We start from the raw sequence: 17,843 nt of genomic DNA, 5'->3' as shown, positions 1-17,843 counted from the left end.
TTCCTTCAGGCGGCCTTCCGACCGGCCCTCCGGGCGCTTCGTTCTTTCGTGTTTCCAGCTTATCAGATGTTTTCCGCTCCGTTTTCCGGAGTTTCATTCATTCCGACTTGCTTTTGCCTTTCGGCGCTCCCGAACTCTATCAGAGTTTCTCGGCCTGTTTTCCCCGCCCCATTCGAACGAATTCGAATCCGGAGCGAAGCCGCACGACCGTGGGGCAACCCGGAGAACATTACGCACCGGGCTGCCCCAGGTCAAATCAGGTCGGTCAGACCTCGACGACGACCGGGAGGATCATCGGGCGGCGCCGGTAGTTGTCGGCGACCCACTTGCCGACGGTCCGGCGGACCAGCTGCTGGACCTGGCGGACCTCCAGGACGCCTTCCCCGGCGGAGCGGGTGAGGGCTTCCTCCAGCTTGCCGGCGATGGACGCGAACGCGGCGTCGTCGATGCCGGAGCCGCGGGCCTGGAAGGTCGGGCCGCTGACCATCTTGCCGTTGGTGGAGTCGACCACCACGAAGACCGAGATGAAGCCCTCTTCGCCGAGGATGCGACGGTCCTTGAGGGACGCCTCGGTGATGTCGCCGACCGAGGAGCCGTCCACGTAGACGTAGCCGGCCTGGACCTTGCCGACGATCCGGGCGACGCCCTTCTCCAGGTCGACGCAGACGCCGTCTTCGGCGATGACCACGCGGTTGCGCGGGACGCCGGTGGCGATGCCGAGGTCGGCGGCGGCGCGCAGGTGGCGCCATTCGCCGTGGACCGGCATCAGGTTCTTCGGCTTGCAGATGTTGAAGAAGTACAGCAGTTCGCCGGCCGAGGCGTGGCCGGAGACGTGCACCTTGGCGTTGCCCTTGTGGACGACCTTGGCGCCCCAGCGGGTGAGGCCGTTGATGACCCGGTAGACGGCGTTCTCGTTGCCGGGGATCAGCGAGGAGGCGAGGACGACGGTGTCGCCCTCGACGATGCGGATCTGGTGGTCGCGGTTGGCCATCCGGGACAGCGCGGCCATCGGCTCGCCCTGGGAGCCGGTGCAGATCAGCACCACCTCCTTGTCGGGGAGGTCGTCGAGGGTCTTCACGTCGACGATCAGGTTGCCGGGGACCTTCAGGTAGCCGAGGTCGCGGGCGATGCCCATGTTGCGGACCATCGAGCGGCCGACGAAGGCGACCTTGCGCTTGTACTCGTGCGCGGCGTCCAGAACCTGCTGGATGCGGTGCACGTGGCTGGCGAACGAGGCCACGATGATGCGCTTGTCCGCGTTGGCGAAGACGTTGCGCAGCGCCGCGGAGATGTCGCGCTCGTGCGGGATGAAGCCGGGGACCTCGGCGTTGGTGGAGTCCACCAGGAGGAGGTCCATGCCCTCTTCGGCCAGCTTGGCGAAGGTCGGCAGGTCGGTGAGGCGGCCGTCCAGCGGGAGCTGGTCCATCTTGAAGTCACCGGTGGCGACGACCATGCCCGCGGGGGTGCGGACGGCGACGGCCAGGGCGTCGGGGATGGAGTGGTTGACCGCGATGAACTGGCAGTCGAAGGGGCCGATCCGCTCGCGGTCGCCCTCGGCGACCTCCAGGACGTAGGGGCGGATACGGTGCTCGGCGAGCTTGGCCTCGATCAGGGCGAGGGTGAGCTTGGAGCCGATCAGCGGGATGTCCGGGTTCTCCCGGAGCAGGTAGGGGACGGCGCCGATGTGGTCCTCGTGGCCGTGGGTCAGGACGATGCCGTCGATCTTGTCGAGGCGGTCCCGGATGTAGCTGAAGTCGGGAAGGATCAGGTCGACGCCGGGCTGCTCGTCCTCGGGGAAGAGCACGCCGCAGTCGACGATCAGGATGCGGTCGCCGTATTCGAGGACCGTCATGTTGCGGCCGATCTCGCCGAGACCGCCCAGCGGAGTGATGCGGAGGACGCCCTCCTTGAGAGCGGGGGGAGCGCCGAGTTCGGGGTGCGGGTGGCTCAAAAGACTCTCCTCACGACGCACGCCATATGCCCGAGGGGTTCCTCCCCCGGCGGCATATGGCGTGCGTCCATCGTGGTTACCTGACTGCCGATTGCCGCGCGCCTTCGGTCCCGGTCCAGCGGCGGACCCGGTGGGGTCCGGCGAGCCGGGGGCGCGCACGTCTGTTGTTGGTTACAGGTGTACCCCGCCGGCGGCGAGATCCTCCTTCAACCGGGCGATCTCCGCGTCCGTGGCGGAGACCAGGGGCAGCCGGAGCGGGCCGGCCGGGTGTCCCTGCAGGTTCAACGCAGCCTTGGAGAGGATCACTCCCTGCGTGCGGAAAATTCCTGCGTACACCGGCAGCAACGACTGGTGGACGGCGAGCGCCTTGGCGTGGTCGCCGGCGACGAACGCCTCGATCATGGCGCGCATCTCGGCGGCGACGACGTGGCCGACCACGCTGACCACGCCGACGGCTCCGACCGAGAGCAGCGGCAGGGTCAGGTTGTCGTCGCCGGAGTACCAGGCGAGGCCGGAGTCGGCGATGGTCCGGGCCGCGGCGGCGACGTCGCCCTTGGCGTCCTTGTTGGCGACGATCCGCGGGTGCTCGCCGAGGCGGACCAGGGTGTCGTGTTCGAGGGCGACGGCGGCGCGGCCGGGAATGTCGTACAGCATCACCGGCAGCTCGGTGGCGTCGGCGATCGCGACGGTGTGCCGGTACAGGCCCTCCTGCGGCGGCTTGCTGTAGTACGGGGTGACCGAGAGCAGGCCGTGGGCGCCGGCGGCCTGCGCCTGGCGGGCGAGTTCGACGCTGTGGTGGGTGTTGTTGGTGCCGACGCCGGTGATGACGTGGGCGCGGTCTCCGACCGCCTCGACCACGGCCCGGACCAGCTGGGCCTTCTCCGCGTCGGTGGTGGTGGGCGACTCGCCGGTGGTGCCGTTGAGCACCAGGCCGTCGTTCCCGGAGTCCACCAGGTGGGCGGCGAGGCGCTGGGCGCCGTCGAGGTCGAGCTCGCCGTCGGCGGTGAACGGGGTGACCATCGCGGTCAGGACCCGGCCGAAGGGCGTCTGCGGTGTGGAGGTCGGAGCCATGGGTCCAAAGCTACTCGTAGGGCGGTGGTCGACAGCCACGCAGGTCCAGGGTTTGGACAGTCCAGAGGGCCGTGAAGCGGGCCGGACATGGGATTCCGGTGCTGCGCGCTCGGGGGTTCACGCAGCACCGGAATCCGTGCCCTGAGCGTATGGAGCAGGTAAGAATGCCGCAATCCGGACATCCCCGGTGGTCCGGCCATCTGCCCGTCGGCGCAGGTCAGCGGCCGGATCGGGGCCGCCGGGCAGAACGCCGCACGAGTGAGCGGGCCGGGCCGGGATCCGACGGTCCGTCAGACCCCGGCCGGGGGCCGGACGTCAGACCTTGCGCCAGCCGGGGACCCAGGCGCCGTCCTCGACGGTGTAGTCGCCGAACAGCGACGGCGCCTCCTTGACCATCAGCTCGCCGATCTTGCCGAACAGCAGCCGGATCTCCTCCTCGGCGCCCGGCGCGGTGCGGTTCTCGATGACGTGCCGCAGGGTGCGCACGTTCGCCGTCCAGACCAGGCCGGTGGCCAGGCCCTCGGGGGCGAAGCGGCGCATGAAGGAGGTCTTCTCCTTCTTCTCGTGGAACTTGACGCCCTCCTCGTCCAGCCCGAAGTGGTCGGCCATCCAGTGCTGGAACTCCTCGATCTGCTGCATCAGGCCGGTGGCGCGACCCATCAGCTCCTCGTCCTGCTGGGCCCACTCGGGGAACCAGAACGGGATGTCGTCGAGGCGGACGAAGCGCAGCGACTCCTGGGAGACCGCGACGCCGGCCCGGTGGCGGACCAGCTCGTGGGTGACCACCCGGCTGACGTTGTGCAGCACGAAGGTGAAGGAGACGTGCTCCAGCACCGAGCCGTGCGCGCTGGCCAGGATGTTCTTCAGGTAGACGTCCTGGTCGGTGCGGACCTTGGTGACGTTCGGGTTGAGGCCCGGCTTCCACGAGCGATAGCAGATCCGGCCGGCGAACTCGGCGAGGTTCTGGGCGTCGTCCAGGTCGCCGCGGTCGACCCGCTCCAGCCAGCTCTCGCCGCCGACGTCCTGCAGGTAGGCCGCGACCTCGTCGTAGTCGAGTTCGGGGCGGGCGATCAGGTGGACCTGGGGTTCGACTGCGCGCATGGGTGATGTTCCTGGCTGTTGGGGGCGGTACGAGTCAGTTTACGGCGGTGGCCGCCGCGTCCTGGCCATGCAGCTTGATCGCGTGCTGCATGGCCTTGCGGGCGCGCGGAACGTCGCCGGCGTCCGCGTAGGCGACGGCGAGCCGGAAGAAGTTCCGCCAGTCGGTGGGGTCGGCCTCGGCCTCGGCCTTGCGGCGGGTGAACACCGCGTCGGCGGAGGCACGATCGATCCTGCCGCCCTGGGTGCGCTTGAGCTCGTCGACGGGCAGGGCGCCCTCGGCCTCCAGCTGGCGGGCGAGCCGCTCGCTGGCCCGGCCGAAGCGGACGGTCTGGCGGAGGAACCAGACGCCGATCAGCGGGATGACGAAGGCGCACACGCCGATGCCGATGCCGAGCGGCTTGCCGGTGGCGATGAGCTGGATGCCCTCGCCTATGCAGACCACGCTGACCAGCAGCAGGATGCCGGACAGGACGAAGAAGCCGGTGCGAGAGGTCATGTCACAGGTCCAGGAAGTGTTCCAGGCCGAAGGTCAGGCCCGGGTGGTCGGCGATCTTCCGCACACCGAGCAGGATGCCGGGCATGAAGCTGCTGTGGTGCATGGAGTCGTGACGGATCGTCAGGGTCTCGCCGGTGTCGCCGAACATCACCTGCTGGTGGGCGAGCAGGCCGCGCAGCCGCACCGCGTGCACCGGGACGCCGTCCACGTCGGCGCCGCGGGCGCCGGGCAGGCTGTGCGTGGTCGGGTCCTGCTGCGGGGGCAGGCCGGCCTCGGCGCGGGCGGCGGCGATCAGCTGCGCGGTGCGGGTGGCGGTGCCGGACGGGGCGTCGGCCTTGCGGTCGTGGTGGAGCTCGACCACCTCGACGGACTCGAAGTACCTGGCCGCCAGCTGGGAGAACTTCATGCCGAGGATCGCGCCGATGGAGAAGTTCGGGGCGATCAGCAGGCCGACGGCCGGGTTCTGGTCGAGCAGGCCGCGGACGGTCGCCAGGCGCTCCTCGGTCCAGCCGGTGGTGCCGGTGACCACGTGGATGCCGTTGCGCAGGCAGAAGTCGAGGTTGCCCATCACCGCGTCGGGGTGGGTGAGTTCGACCGCGACGTCGACCCCGGCGTCGGTGAGTTCGGTGAGCTTCGAGTCCCGGCCCAGGGCGGCGACCAGCTCCAGGCCTTCGGCGGCCTCCACGGCCTTGACGGCCTCGGAGCCGATCCGGCCCTTGGCGCCGATCACGGCGACGCGCAGCGTCATGTCTGTTGTCCTCTCAGGCGAATCAGGCGAGCAGGTCGGCCAGCCGGGCGGCCCGGCGGTCGTTGATCGGGCCGATCAGCGCGAGCGAGGGCCGGTGCGCCCCCAGCACATCACGGGCGACGGCGTGCACGTCGTCCAGGGTGACGTCGGCCATCTTCCGCAGCATCTCGTCCACGGACAGGTGGTGGCCGTAGGAGAGCTCGGCCTTGCCGATGCGGTTCATCAGGGAGCCGGTGTCCTCCATGCCGAGCACGGTGGAACCGGAGAGCTGCCCGATCGCGCGGTGCAGTTCCTCCTCGGTGATGCCTTCCTCGACGACCCGGGCGAGTTCCTCGCGGCAGATCTTCAGCACTTCCTCGACCCGCTTGGGCTGGCAGCCGGCGTAGATGCCGAACAGGCCGGTGTCGGCGTACGAGGAGGAGTAGGAGTAGACCGAGTAGGCCAGGCCGCGCTTCTCCCGGACCTCCTGGAACAGCCGGGAGCTCATGCCGCCGCCGAGGGCCGCGTTGAGCACGCCCATCGCCCAGCGGCGCTCGTCGTGGCGCGGGATGCCGGGGACGCCGAGGACCAGGTGGGCCTGCTCGGTGGGCCGGTTGAGGACGGCGGCCCGGCCGGAGGTGCGGACCGTCTTGATGCCGCGGCGGGCCTCGGCGGGGTGGCCCTCGGACTTGGCCAGCACCGACGCGAACGCCTTCTCCACCAGCTTGACCACCTTGCCGTGGTCGAGGTTGCCGGCTGCCGCGACCACCAGGTTCTCCGGCTTGTAGCGGCGGCGGTAGAAGCCGGCGATCTGGTCGCGGCTCAGCCCGGAGACGGTCTCCTGGGTGCCCAGGATCGGGCGGCCGAGCGGGCCGGTCCCGAAGATCACCTTGGCGAACAGATCGTGCACCACGTCGCCCGGGTCGTCCTCGGCCATCGCCATCTCCTCGAGGATGACGCCGCGCTCGGACTCCACGTCCTCGGGGCGGATCAGCGAGCCGGTGAGCATGTCGCACACCACGTCGATGGCCAGCGGCAGGTCGGTGTCCAGGACCCGCGCGTAGTAGCAGGTGTTCTCCTTGGCGGTGAACGCGTTCATCTCGCCGCCGACCGCGTCCAGCGCGGCGGAGATCTCCAGCGCGTCGCGCCGCGCGGTGCCCTTGAAGAGCAGGTGCTCCAGGTAGTGCGTGGCGCCGTTCAGCACCGGGGTCTCGTCCCGGGAACCGACGCCGACCCAGATGCCGAAGGTGGCGCTGCGCACCGTCGGGAGGGTCTCGGTGACGACCCGCAGGCCGCCGGGGAGCACGGTGCGGCGGACGGTGTTCGCGCCGCCTTCGGTGCCCTTGAGCAGGGTCCGGGTGGTGCCGGGGCGCTGCTTCGCCGCCGAGGCCTGGGCCACGGGTGTTCCTTCCAGCTACTGCTTCACGAGGGGAGCTTCACGAACTGCGCGGACTGCACCGGGTGCACGAACCGCGCGGACTTCACGAACAGGGCGCGGCCCGCACGCGCCGGATGGGGCGTGCGGGCCGCAGGGTGTTACCGGGGTGTCACTCGGAGGCGGCGGCGTCGCCGCCCTCCTCGCCCTCGATGACGGGGATCAGCGACAGCTTGCCGCGCGGGTCGATCTCGGCGATCTCGACCTGCACCTTGGCGCCGACGCCGAGCACGTCCTCGACGTTCTCGACGCGCTTGCCGCCGGCCAGCTTGCGGATCTGCGAGATGTGCAGCAGACCGTCCTTGCCCGGCATGAGCGAGACGAAGGCGCCGAAGGTGGTGGTCTTCACCACGGTGCCCAGGTAGCGCTCGCCGACCTCCGGCATGGTCGGGTTGGCGATCTGGTTGATCGTCGAGCGGGCGGCCTCGGCGGCCGGGCCGTCGGCGGCACCGATGTAGATGGTGCCGTCGTCCTCGATGGTGATCTCGGCGCCGGTGTCCTCCTGGATCTGGTTGATCATCTTGCCCTTGGGGCCGATGACCTCGCCGATCTTGTCCACCGGGATCTTGATGGTGATGATCCGCGGCGCGTTCGGGGACATCTCGTCGGGCGAGTCGATGGCCTCGTTCATGACGTCGAGGATGTGCAGGCGGGCGTCCCGGGCCTGCTTCAGCGCGGCGGCCAGCACGGAGGCCGGGATGCCGTCGAGCTTGGTGTCCAGCTGCAGGGCGGTGATGAAGTTGCGGGTACCGGCGACCTTGAAGTCCATGTCGCCGTACGCGTCCTCGGCACCGAGGATGTCGGTGAGCGTCACGTAGTGGGTCTCACCGTCGATCTCCTGCGAGATCAGGCCCATGGCGATACCGGCGACGGCGGCCTTCAGCGGCACACCGGCGTTCAGCAGCGACATGGTCGACGCGCAGACCGAGCCCATCGAGGTGGAGCCGTTGGAGCCCAGCGCCTCGGAGACCTGGCGGATCGCGTAGGGGAACTCCTCGCGGGTCGGCAGGACCGGGAGGATCGCGCGCTCGGCGAGGGCGCCGTGGCCGATCTCGCGGCGCTTCGGCGAACCGACGCGGCCGGTCTCGCCCACCGAGTACGGCGGGAAGTTGTAGTTGTGCATGTAGCGGCGACGGGTCTCCGGGGAGAGCGTGTCGAGCTGCTGCTCCATGCGCAGCATGTTCAGCGTGGTGACGCCCAGGATCTGGGTCTCGCCGCGCTCGAACAGGGCCGAGCCGTGCACCCGCGGGATGGCCTCGACCTCGGCGGCCAGGGTGCGGATGTCGGTGACGCCGCGGCCGTCGATGCGGACCTTGTCCTTGATGACGCGCTCGCGGACGATCTTCTTGGTGAGCGCGTTGTAGGCGCCGCTGATCTCCTTCTCGCGGCCCTCGAACTCCGGGAGCAGCTTGTCGGCGGCGACGGCCTTGATGCGGTCCAGCTCGTTCTGGCGCTCCTGCTTGCCGGCGATGGTCAGCGCCTTGGCCAGCTCGTCCTTGACGGCGGCGGTCAGCGCGGCCAGCACGTCGTCCTGGTAGTCCAGGAAGCGCGGGAACTCGCCGGTCGGCTTGGCGGCCTGCTTGGCCAGCTGGGCCTGCGCGGCGCACAGCACCTTGATGAACGGCTTGGCGGCCTCCAGGCCGGAGGCGACGACCTCTTCGGTGGGGGCGTCGGCGCCGCCCTCGACCAGCTTGATGGTCTTGTCGGTGGCCTCGGCCTCGACCATCATGATCGCGACGTCGCCGTCCGGCAGGACGCGACCGGCGACGACCATGTCGAAGACGGCCGACTCCAGCTCGGAGTGGGTCGGGAAGGCCACCCACTGGCCGTTGATCAGCGCGACGCGGACGCCGCCGATCGGGCCGGAGAACGGCAGGCCGGCCAGCTGGGTGGAGGCGGAGGCCGCGTTGATGGCCACCACGTCGTACAGGTGGTCGGGGTTGAGCGCCATGACGGTGACGACGACCTGGACCTCGTTGCGCAGGCCCTTGACGAAGGACGGGCGCAGCGGGCGGTCGATCAGGCGGCAGGTGAGGATCGCGTCCTCGGAGGGCCGGCCCTCACGACGGAAGAACGAGCCGGGGATGCGGCCGGCGGCGTACATCCGCTCCTCGACGTCCACCGTCAGCGGGAAGAAGTCGAAGTGCTCCTTGGGCTGCTTCGAGGCGCTGGTGGCCGACAGCACCATGGTGTCGTCGTCCAGGTAGGCCACGGCGGAGCCGGCGGCCTGACGGGCCAGGCGGCCGGTCTCGAAGCGGATGGTGCGGGTACCGAAGCTGCCGTTGTCGATGACGGCCTCGGCGTAGAAAACGTTCTCTTCCACCTGGAAGATCTCCTCTTTCGTACGTCTCCCCAGGAGCGCCGCTGCGCTTGCCTGCCGTGGCCCGGGCAGTTGGGCCGGTCTTCGATCGAAGCCACCGGGTCCGTCCCCGCGTGTCGGGGGTTCCGGCGGCCACTACCGAGGACCGGCGCCTTTCGGCGTGCGGCGGCGTCTGCGTCTGGACGCTCCTGCGGTGCGGGCGGCTTCCGTTTGAAGCCTTGTCGGCCCGCAAGGGCGGGCATGCCCTTTACCTTACAAATTCACACCCTATCGAGCGCGGCTTTACGACGGGCTGTTCGCGGGGTGTGGTCGCGGTGGGTGGCGCGGAAAGCGCCGAGGGGCGGCTCCCCCGGTGAGGGGAGCCGCCCCTACGAGCGGTGTCAGCGGGCGCCGCCGGCGGCACCGCGGCGGATGCCGAGGCGGTCCACCAGGGTACGGAAGCGCTCGATGTCCTTCTTGGCCAGGTACTGCAGCAGGCGGCGACGCTGGCCGACCAGGATCAGCAGGCCACGACGCGAGTGGTGGTCGTGCTTGTGGAACTTCAGGTGCTCGGTCAGGTCCGAGATGCGGCGGGAGAGCATGGCCACCTGAACCTCGGGAGAGCCGGTGTCGCCCTCCTTCTGGCCGAACTCGGCGATGATCTGCTTCTTGACGTCAGCGGCGAGGGCCACGGGCATCTCCTTCGGTGTTTGGCCGAGCGGCCCTGGTCGAACGCACAGGACCTGACAAGACTCGGACGGATCAACCTTACCAGCGCGGCTCAGCCGGTCGCGCCGCGCACCACGTTGTAGATGTTGAGCACGGCCAGCGCCAGCGGCACCAGGGCGATCAGCATCAGGCTGTCCACCATGTCCAGGATGCGGCCCCAGAACGGGGACACGCCGGAGCGGGGGACGATCAGCGCGATCGCGACCATGATCGCCGCGCCGGCCGCGATGGACGTGGACAGCCACACGGTGCGCAGGTCGCCGCCGCCGTCGCCGCCGTTGACGGCCGCGGCCATCGCCAGGTGCAGCGGGGTGTGCAGGGCCAGGCCCAGGATCAGCAGCGCCAGGCCGACCAGGCCGGCGATGGTGAGCGCGAACACCTGCGCGGTGTAGCGGAACAGCCGGGCGCGCAGCATGGTCGAGACGCCGATGGCCAGGGCCAGCAGTTCGGCCCAGGTGCGGTCGCTGAAGCCGAGCACGGTGCAGGCGCCGACGATGGTGGTGGCGGCGCCGCCGACCAGGCCGACCAGCACCTCGTGGCCGCGGCGGGCCTGGGCGGCGATCCGCTCGTACTGCACGGTCTCGGCGCTGCTGGTCTCCTCGCCGTAGGCGGTGCCGCGGGTGCGGGCCTGGCCGGGGGCGCTGAAGCCGACGGGCAGGCGGGCGAAGCGGGCGGACAGCGCGGGCAGGAAGCCGACCGCGGCGACCGCGGCGACGCCGGTGACGGCCGCGATGTCGGTGATCGCGGTGCCGGACATCATCACGGCGGCGAAGGTGGCCAGGGTGCCGGCGGCGGAGACGAAGGCCGCGGCGACGAACAGCGAGTCCTTCTCCGGCAGCAGGCCGACCAGCAGGACGGAGACCACCAGCACGGTGACGCAGCCGACCAGGAACTGGAGCCGGCCGGGGCCGTCGCCGATGTTCGGGACGTCGATGATGCCCGAGCCGGCCAGCATGGCGTGCGGCAGTGCGCCGAGGCCGAGCGCGAGCGCGGCGGTGTGGTCCTCGTAGACCCGGGCGCGGACGGCCGCGAAGGTCACCAGCACGACGGCGGTGACGCCGGACAGGATGCCCGGCAGGCCGAACATGTTGTGCCGCAGGTCGGAGTACCAGAGCGCGAACGCCAGCAGGGTGAGCAGCACCGTGCCGGAGATCAGGCCGAAGGCCCGCATCAGGTCGGGGCTCCAGAACCTGCGGTCCGCCTCGACCGCGGAGGCGATGGCGTCGGCGACGTCGTCGTAGACGGCCGGCGGCAGCGACTCGGAGAACGGTCGAAGGCTCAGCAGGTCGCCGTCGCGCACCTGCTGGGCGACCAGCGGAAGCCCGCTGTCGAGCACGGTGCCGTCCCGCCGCACCAGATGGAAGCCGGTCGGTGTTCCGTCCACCTGGGTCTGCCCGGAGAGCCGCAGCACTTCCGGGTAGATGTCGGCGAGCGGGACGTCCTCCGGCAGGGCGACGTCGATCCGGCTGTCCGGTGCCACCACGGTGACCCGGCAGAAACCGGTCGTAGCGTTTGTGCTCACCGGCCCTCTCCCCCTCGTTGGCTGTGTCGGCAAGTCTGCGACCACTCGTCGAAGGGATTCCGGAACTGTCACGGCCCGAACGAGAGTTGGCGCGGCGTCACCTTACCCCCTCGGGGCAAGTGCGCACTGCGGCGGGGGCGTGCAGGGCATCGGGGCGGCGCGCGGGGATGAAGGCGGTGCGCAGGTGCGCCGGGGGTTGTGTGTTGACGCCGGGTCAGTACTCTGCGGGTGGCCGACCCCGTGGACGAACGGCTTGGCTCGCGCAGTAGGATCGGCCCCTGCGCACGGCGTACGGGGGCGGCGATCGAAGACGCGACAGCCCCGGCGCGCCTGCGGTTCGGCGGAGCGGGGGCGGCGTCATCACACGGGGCGCCCTCACCGTACGTATCCAGATGCGTGAGGGCGGATTGTGAGCGAGCGATGGGGGTGCCCCCGACCCTGTGCCCGGGGAGGGCGCACCGTTGACGAGGGGAAGTCGCGCGCTGCGACTGCCGCCGGGGGCGGGGTGAGCACGTGAGCGAGCGAAGCGAGCTCACCATCAAGAGGCGCGCGTGGACGAAGTGCCCGCCGAGCGCCGGCGAGGTGGTCGCATGAGTTCGGTGACGGTCAAGCGCCCGCCGCGGGCGTTCCCGCCTCCGGTGTCGGAGGAGCCGGTCGAGCTGGTTCCGCCGCCGGAGCTGCCGCGGGGCGGCGGCGAGGACTGGATGATGTCGCTGCTGCCGCTGCTCGGCATGGGCGGTTCGGCGGCGTTCTTCTTCTCTCCGGGCGCACAGGGCCCGATGAAGATGATGGGTGTCCTGATGGTCGCGTCGACCGCCGCGATGGCGGTGGCGCAGATCGTCAAGGCGCGCAAGGGCGGCAACGCGGCGACGTCGGACGAGCGCCGCGACTATCTGAAGTACCTGCAGCAGAAGCGGCGCGAGGTGCGTCGCACGGCTGAACGGCAGCGCGGTGCACTGCTGTTCACCCATCCGGAGCCGGACCAGCTGTGGTCGATCGTGGCCGAGGGCCGCCGACTGTGGGAGCGCCGGCCGACCGATCCGGACTTCGCGCAGATCCGGGTGGGCCTGGGCCCGTTGCAGCTGTCGACGCCGCTGGTGGCGCCGCAGACCGCGCCGATGGACGAGTTGGAGCCGCTCGCCGCGGAGGCGATGGGCACCTTCATCAAGACCCACGGCACGCTGCAGGACCTGCCGCTGGCGGTGTCGCTGCGCGCCTTCTACCACATCACGGTGTGCGGCGACCCGGACTCGGTGTACGGCAACGTCCGGGCGATGGTGGCCCAGTTGGCGACCCTGCACTCCCCCGAGGACCTGATGATCGGGGTGGCCGCCGCGCCGGGCGCGGTGGAGGAGTGGGAGTGGGCGAAGTGGCTGCCGCACACCCAGCACCGCAAGGAGAGCGACGGCGCCGGTTCGCGTCGTCTGATCGCCGCCGGGCTGGGCGAGTTGGAGGAGCTGCTGGCCAACGAGCTGGCCGGCCGCAAGGGCTTCTCCCGGGACAGCACGCCGAGTTCGGACCAGCCGCACCTGGTGGTCATCATGGACGGCGCCTCGGTGCCGGTCGACTCGGTGATCGCCGGTCCGGAGGGCGTCCAGGGCGTCACCGTGATCGAGGTCGTCCCGGGTGACCTGGACGAGCCGAACGGCCACCTGGTGATCACCGTCGGCAAGCACGAGCTGCTGCTGGAGGCCGCCTCCGGCGCCAGCTACCCGGGCCGGCCGGACAGCCTTTCGAGCTGGCAGGCCGAGGCGCTGTCGCGTCAGCTGGCGCCGTTCCGGGCGTCCGCGGGCGGCGACGACAGCGACCCGTCGCTGGTGTCGATGGACTTCACCGAGATGATGCACACCGGCGACCCGGGCTCCTTCGACCCGGCCCGGCACTGGCGTCCCAAGCCGATCCGGGAGAAGCTGCGCGTCCCGCTGGGCGTCGGCTCGAACGGCGAGTACGTCTGGCTGGACATCAAGGAAGCCTCGCTGGAGGGCATGGGCCCGCACGGCATGTGCGTCGGCGCGACCGGTTCCGGCAAGTCCGAGGTGCTGCGCACCATCGTGCTGGCGCTGGCGGTCACCCACTCGTCCGAGGTGCTGAACCTGGTCCTCGCGGACTTCAAGGGTGGTGCGACCTTCGCCGGTATGGCGGAGATGCCGCACACCGCGGCCGTGATCACCAACCTCGAGGGCGAAGCCACCCTGATCGACCGCATGCGCGACGCGATCGAGGGCGAGATGAACCGCCGTCAGGAGCTGCTGCGCGCGGCGGGCAACTACGCGAACATCAACGAGTACGAGCGGGCCCGTACCGCGGGCGCCCCGCTCGACCCGCTGCCGTCGCTGCTGATGATCATCGACGAGTTCTCCGAACTGCTCACCGCGAAGCCGGACTTCATCGACCTGTTCATCCAGATCGGCCGTATCGGCCGTTCGCTCGGTATGCACATGCTGCTGGCCTCGCAGCGACTGGAGGAGGGCAAGCTCCGCGGTCTGGACACCTTCCTGTCCTACCGGCTGGGCCTGCGCACCTTCTCGGCCGCCGAGTCGCGGGCCGCGATCGGCGTGCCGGACGCCTACCACCTGCCGCCGATCCCCGGCGTGGGCTACCTCAAGTTCGGCTCCGACGTGATGGAGCGCTTCCGGGCCGCGTACGTGTCCGGCAAGTACCGTCCGCCGGGCCAGCAGCGTGCGGTCGGCGGCCGGGTGGTCACCGCCCAGCCGGTGCTGTTCACCGCCGCCGAGGTCGAGCTCGTCGAGCCCGAGGTGGAGGAGGTCCTCCCGGACCCGGCGGAGGAGGAGAAGGACGACGCGCTGCTGGACACCATGCTCGACGTGTTCGTCCAGCGCATGATCGGCCAGGGCCCGCCGGCCCACCAGGTGTGGCTGCCCCCGCTGGAGGCGCCGCCGTCGGTGGACAGCCTGCTGGAGCCGCTGCAGGTCAGCCCGGACCGCGGTCTGACTCCGGCCTCGATCCGCCAGGGCAACCTGATCGTCCCGGTCGGCATCGTCGACAAGCCGCGCGACCAGCGCCGCGACGTGATGTACCTGAACTACGCGGGTGCGGCCGGCCACGGCATGATCGTCGGCGGTCCGCAGTCCGGCAAGTCCACCATGGTGCGCACCATCGTGGCGGGCTTCTCGGTCACCCACACCCCGGTGGAGACGCAGCTCTACCTGCTCGACTTCGGCGGTGGCGGTTTCGGCTCGCTGGCCGATCTGCCGCACGTCGGCGGCGTGGCGGGCCGACTGGACGTCGAGAAGGTCCGCCGCATGGTCAGCGAGGTGCACGGGGTGCTCAACCGCCGTGAGGAGCTGTTCCGCTCCCAGGGCATCGACACCATCGCCACCTACCGCACCCGCCGGGCCAACGGGCAGCTGCCCGACGAGCAGTTCGGCGACGTGTTCCTGTTCATCGACGGCTGGCTGATCTTCAAGCAGGAGTTCGAGGTCCTGGAGCCGGTCATCGCCGACATCGCGCAGCGAGGTCTCGGTTACGGCGTCCACGTGGTGATCACCGCGGCCCGCTACGCCGAGGTCCGCCCGGCGCTGAAGGACCAGCTGCAGAACCGCGTCGAGCTGAAGCTCGGTGACTCCATGGAGTCGGAGATCGCCCGCAAGGTCGCCGCGAACGTGCCGGCGATCCCGGGTCGCGGTCTGACCCACGACCAGCTGCACTTCCTGTCGGGTCTGCCGCGCATCGACGGCGCCGGCACCACCGAGGACCTGGTGGACGGCGTCGCCGACATGGTGGCGCAGATCAACGCGGCCTGGACCGGCCCGCGCGCCCCCCAGGTGCGCATGCTGCCGCCGGTGCTCGACGGCAACTCGCTGCCCAAGGGCTTCGAGCACCCCGAGCTGGGTGTCGCGTTCGGTGTCGACGAGGTCGAGCTGGCGCCGGTGTTCGTCAACTTCGAGGCCGACCCGCTGTTCGTCGTCTTCGGCGAGAGCGAGTCCGGCAAGTCGGCGACGCTGCGCATGCTGATCAAGCAGATCACCGAGCGGTACACCCCGGACCAGGCCGGCATCGTGGTCGGCGACTTCCGCCGCTCGCTGCTGGGCGTGGTTCCGCCGGAGTACCTGGTGGAGTACGCGGCCGCCGCGCCCGCCATGTCGGCGATCGTGGAGATGCTGCGCGGCGCCTGCTCGCGCCGTCTGCCCGGTCCGGACGTCACGCCGGAGCAGCTGCGCAACCGCAGCTGGTACAGCGGCAAGGACATGTTCGTGATCGTGGACGACTACGAGCTGGTCGCCACCCAGTCCGGCAACCCGATGGCGCCGCTGGCGGAGTTCCTGCCGTTCGCCCGTGACATCGGTCTGCGTCTGATCATCGCCCGCAACGCGGGCGGCGCCGGCCGCTCGCTGTTCGAGCCGGTGATGCAGCGCATGCGCGAGCTGGGCGGTCAGGGCCTGATCATGTCCGGCGACAAGGGCGAGGGCGCCCTGCTGGGCACGGTCAAGCCGCAGCCGCTGCCGCCGGGCCGTGCGGTGTTCGTCTCCCGCCGGATGCAGGCGGGTCAGACGGTGCAGACGGGTTGGCTGCCGACCCAGCAGTAGCCGCGGGGCGGATGTCACGCACCGTGACCAATGGGGCCGGGTTCCGACAGGGATCCGGCCCCTTGGCATCCCCGGGGTCGAACGGTGCCATAACGTTATCTTTCGATTTCCGGCCTCTTCCTTCGGTTCCCGCACCCGGACGGCCGGACGGCCTTGCTTTTCGGGCCTCCGGTCGTCTCGGCGCAATGCCTTTGAATCAGAGTTGCGCAGATCACTTCACCTTCGATTCAAGCGCAGTTCACCGGAGTTGCCACAGTGGAAACATGCGCCCGGCCCGCCAGGGGCTGGGTTCCGTAGGAAAACCGGTGATTCGGCAACGGATTCCGCAGCCGATCGCGCGTTGACGATGCCTTTCCGTCCAGGCAACCTGGCGCATCGGGAGCGATGGAGAAACCAGACCCGCGAGAACGTTGTTTCGGAGGCGATACCGCTCCCTCCCCCAGTCACCGCCGCACAGCCGATCGGATGCCCCCATGACCGACACGCTTCCCCCGCAGGCAGCCGCCCCCGCCACGGGTGCCGCCGCCGGCGCGGACGCCCCGAAGAAGCTCGCCCGATCGCTCGGCGTCGTGGGCGGCACGCTGCTCACGCTGTCCTGTGTGACGCCCGCGTCCTCGCTCTTCGTGCTCGTTCCCGAGCTGTTCCGGGGCCTCGGCACCTTCACCCTGATGTCGATCGTCATCGGCACGGTGATCTGCATCGCGGTGGCGTTCTGCTACTCCGAGCTCGGCACCCTGGTGCCCTCCGCGGGCGGCGAGTACGCCATGGTCGGCACCCTGGCGGGCAAGTTCGCGGGCTGGCTGGTCTTCATCCAGTCGCTGATCGTGGTGATGATCGTGCCGTCGATCATCGCGATGGGCACCGCCGAGTACCTCGAACCGATCATCCACGTCGACCCGAAGATCGCCGGCGCCGTGGTGATGATCGCGGCCACCGTCGCCGGTCTGCTGGACCTGCGGGCGAACGCCTGGATCACCGGCATCTTCCTGGTGCTGGAGGTCATCGCCTGCGCCGTGGTGTCCTTCCTCGGCTTCACCCACACCGAGCGCGGCGCGGACAGCATGCTGCACGGCACCGTCGCCGACGCGGCGGGCGCCACCTCCGGCGTGGGCTTCGGCGCGATCCTGGCCCTGATGGGAACCGCGCTCTTCGTCACCCAGGGCTTCTCCACCGCCATCTACCTCTCCGAGGAGCTGGAGAACCCGCGCAAGAACGTCGCCCGCACCGTGCTGTGGACGCTGGGCCTGTCGGTCGCCATCATCGTCATCCCGGTCGCCGCCATCACCATGGGCGCCCCCGACCTGACCGCGCTGACCCAGGGCAACATCTCGCAGCTGGTGATCGGCTGGAGCAACACCGGCGTCGGCACCTTCATCAGCCTCTGCATCGCGCTGGCGATCATCAACGCCGGCATCGTGATGGTCATCCAGAACTCCCGGGTGCTGTTCGCCTCCGGCCGTGACAAGGCCTGGCCCGGCCCGGTGAACAACGCCTTCGGCACCCTCAACAAGTTCAGCGCCCCGTGGATCTCCACCCTGGCGGTCGGCGTCCCCGGCGCGGTGCTCTGCTTCGTGCCGCAGTCGCTGCTGATCGACATCACCGGTGTCGCGGTCGCCGCGCTGTACCTGCTGGTCGCCGTCGGCGCGCTGTTCTCCCGCCGCGGCCACCACAAGCACGCCCCCGCCTGGCGTCAGCCGCTGTGGCCCGCGCTGCCGATCCTGGTGATCGTGGCCCTCTGCTTCACCCTCTTCAAGCTCGCCGGCCCCGGCCTGTGGTGGACCCTGGGCATCACCGCCGCCGCCAGCCTCTACTGGGCGTTCTACCTGCGGCCCCGTTCGGAGACCCGCTGGGTGATCACCCTCCCCGAGGACGAGCGGGTCTGACCCCCCTCAAGGCCGCTCCCTCTCGGCCCCGCCGGTTCCCCCCGACCGGCGGGGCCGCCCCCTTTCCCGGGCCGGTTCGCCG

At 70.2% G+C, this 17,843-nt stretch carries 11 protein-coding genes; 2 read left to right on the top strand and 9 right to left on the bottom strand.

Annotated elements, in window-relative coordinates; genetic code table 11:
* Nucleotides 1-265: 265 nt before the first annotated feature.
* The 9 genes from ACIQF6_RS35155 to eccD form a co-directional block, all read right to left on the bottom strand.
* The gene (locus ACIQF6_RS35155) at nt 266-1,951 is read right to left on the bottom strand and encodes a ribonuclease J (protein WP_400902722.1); all 1,686 of its coding nucleotides are present in this window, start codon (nt 1,949-1,951) and stop codon (nt 266-268) included.
* 171 nt (nt 1,952-2,122) lie between these two features.
* Entirely contained in the window at nt 2,123-3,022 is a 900-nt protein-coding gene (gene dapA, locus ACIQF6_RS35150; protein WP_400902719.1) for a 4-hydroxy-tetrahydrodipicolinate synthase, read from the bottom strand.
* A gap of 315 nt (nt 3,023-3,337) precedes the next feature.
* Nucleotides 3,338-4,123 carry an FAD-dependent thymidylate synthase gene (thyX, locus tag ACIQF6_RS35145; RefSeq protein WP_035866708.1) on the bottom strand — a complete coding sequence of 262 codons (786 nt, stop codon included), beginning with the start codon at nt 4,121-4,123 and terminating at the stop codon, nt 3,338-3,340.
* 34 nt (nt 4,124-4,157) lie between these two features.
* Complete coding sequence (locus tag ACIQF6_RS35140) at nt 4,158-4,619, bottom strand: hypothetical protein (RefSeq protein ID WP_400902716.1); 462 nt, start codon at nt 4,617-4,619, stop codon at nt 4,158-4,160.
* 1 nt (nt 4,620) lies between these two features.
* Nucleotides 4,621-5,367, bottom strand: coding sequence for a 4-hydroxy-tetrahydrodipicolinate reductase (gene dapB / locus ACIQF6_RS35135; protein WP_400902713.1), 747 nt, complete (start codon nt 5,365-5,367; stop codon nt 4,621-4,623).
* Nucleotides 5,368-5,389: 22 nt separating this feature from the next.
* Entirely contained in the window at nt 5,390-6,745 is a 1,356-nt protein-coding gene (locus ACIQF6_RS35130) for a M16 family metallopeptidase (RefSeq protein WP_400902711.1), read from the bottom strand.
* Nucleotides 6,746-6,893: 148 nt separating this feature from the next.
* Nucleotides 6,894-9,104, bottom strand: a complete 2,211-nt coding sequence (locus tag ACIQF6_RS35125; protein WP_043909719.1) for a polyribonucleotide nucleotidyltransferase — start codon at nt 9,102-9,104, stop codon at nt 6,894-6,896.
* A gap of 377 nt (nt 9,105-9,481) precedes the next feature.
* Nucleotides 9,482-9,772: a 30S ribosomal protein S15 gene (gene rpsO / locus ACIQF6_RS35120; protein WP_030462697.1), complete on the bottom strand. Its 291-nt coding sequence runs from the start codon at nt 9,770-9,772 to the stop codon at nt 9,482-9,484.
* 89 nt (nt 9,773-9,861) lie between these two features.
* Nucleotides 9,862-11,331, bottom strand: a complete 1,470-nt coding sequence (eccD, locus tag ACIQF6_RS35115) for a type VII secretion integral membrane protein EccD (RefSeq protein ID WP_400902707.1) — start codon at nt 11,329-11,331, stop codon at nt 9,862-9,864.
* 590 nt (nt 11,332-11,921) lie between these two features.
* Between eccD and eccCa the strand changes: the two genes are divergently transcribed.
* A complete protein-coding gene (eccCa, locus tag ACIQF6_RS35110) occupies nt 11,922-15,878 on the top strand; it encodes a type VII secretion protein EccCa (protein ID WP_400902704.1) in 3,957 nt (1,318 codons plus the stop codon).
* A gap of 473 nt (nt 15,879-16,351) precedes the next feature.
* On the top strand, nt 16,352-17,761 hold the full coding sequence (locus ACIQF6_RS35105; protein ID WP_400902701.1) for an APC family permease: 1,410 nt from the start codon (nt 16,352-16,354) through the stop codon (nt 17,759-17,761).
* Nucleotides 17,762-17,843 lie beyond the last annotated feature (82 nt).

Origin of the sequence: Kitasatospora sp. NPDC092948 (assembly GCF_044754805.1) — a bacterium.
Lineage (GTDB): Bacteria > Actinomycetota > Actinomycetes > Streptomycetales > Streptomycetaceae > Kitasatospora.
The sequence above is the reverse complement of the archived record's forward strand: the minus strand, read 5'-3'. Positions and strand labels throughout refer to the sequence as shown.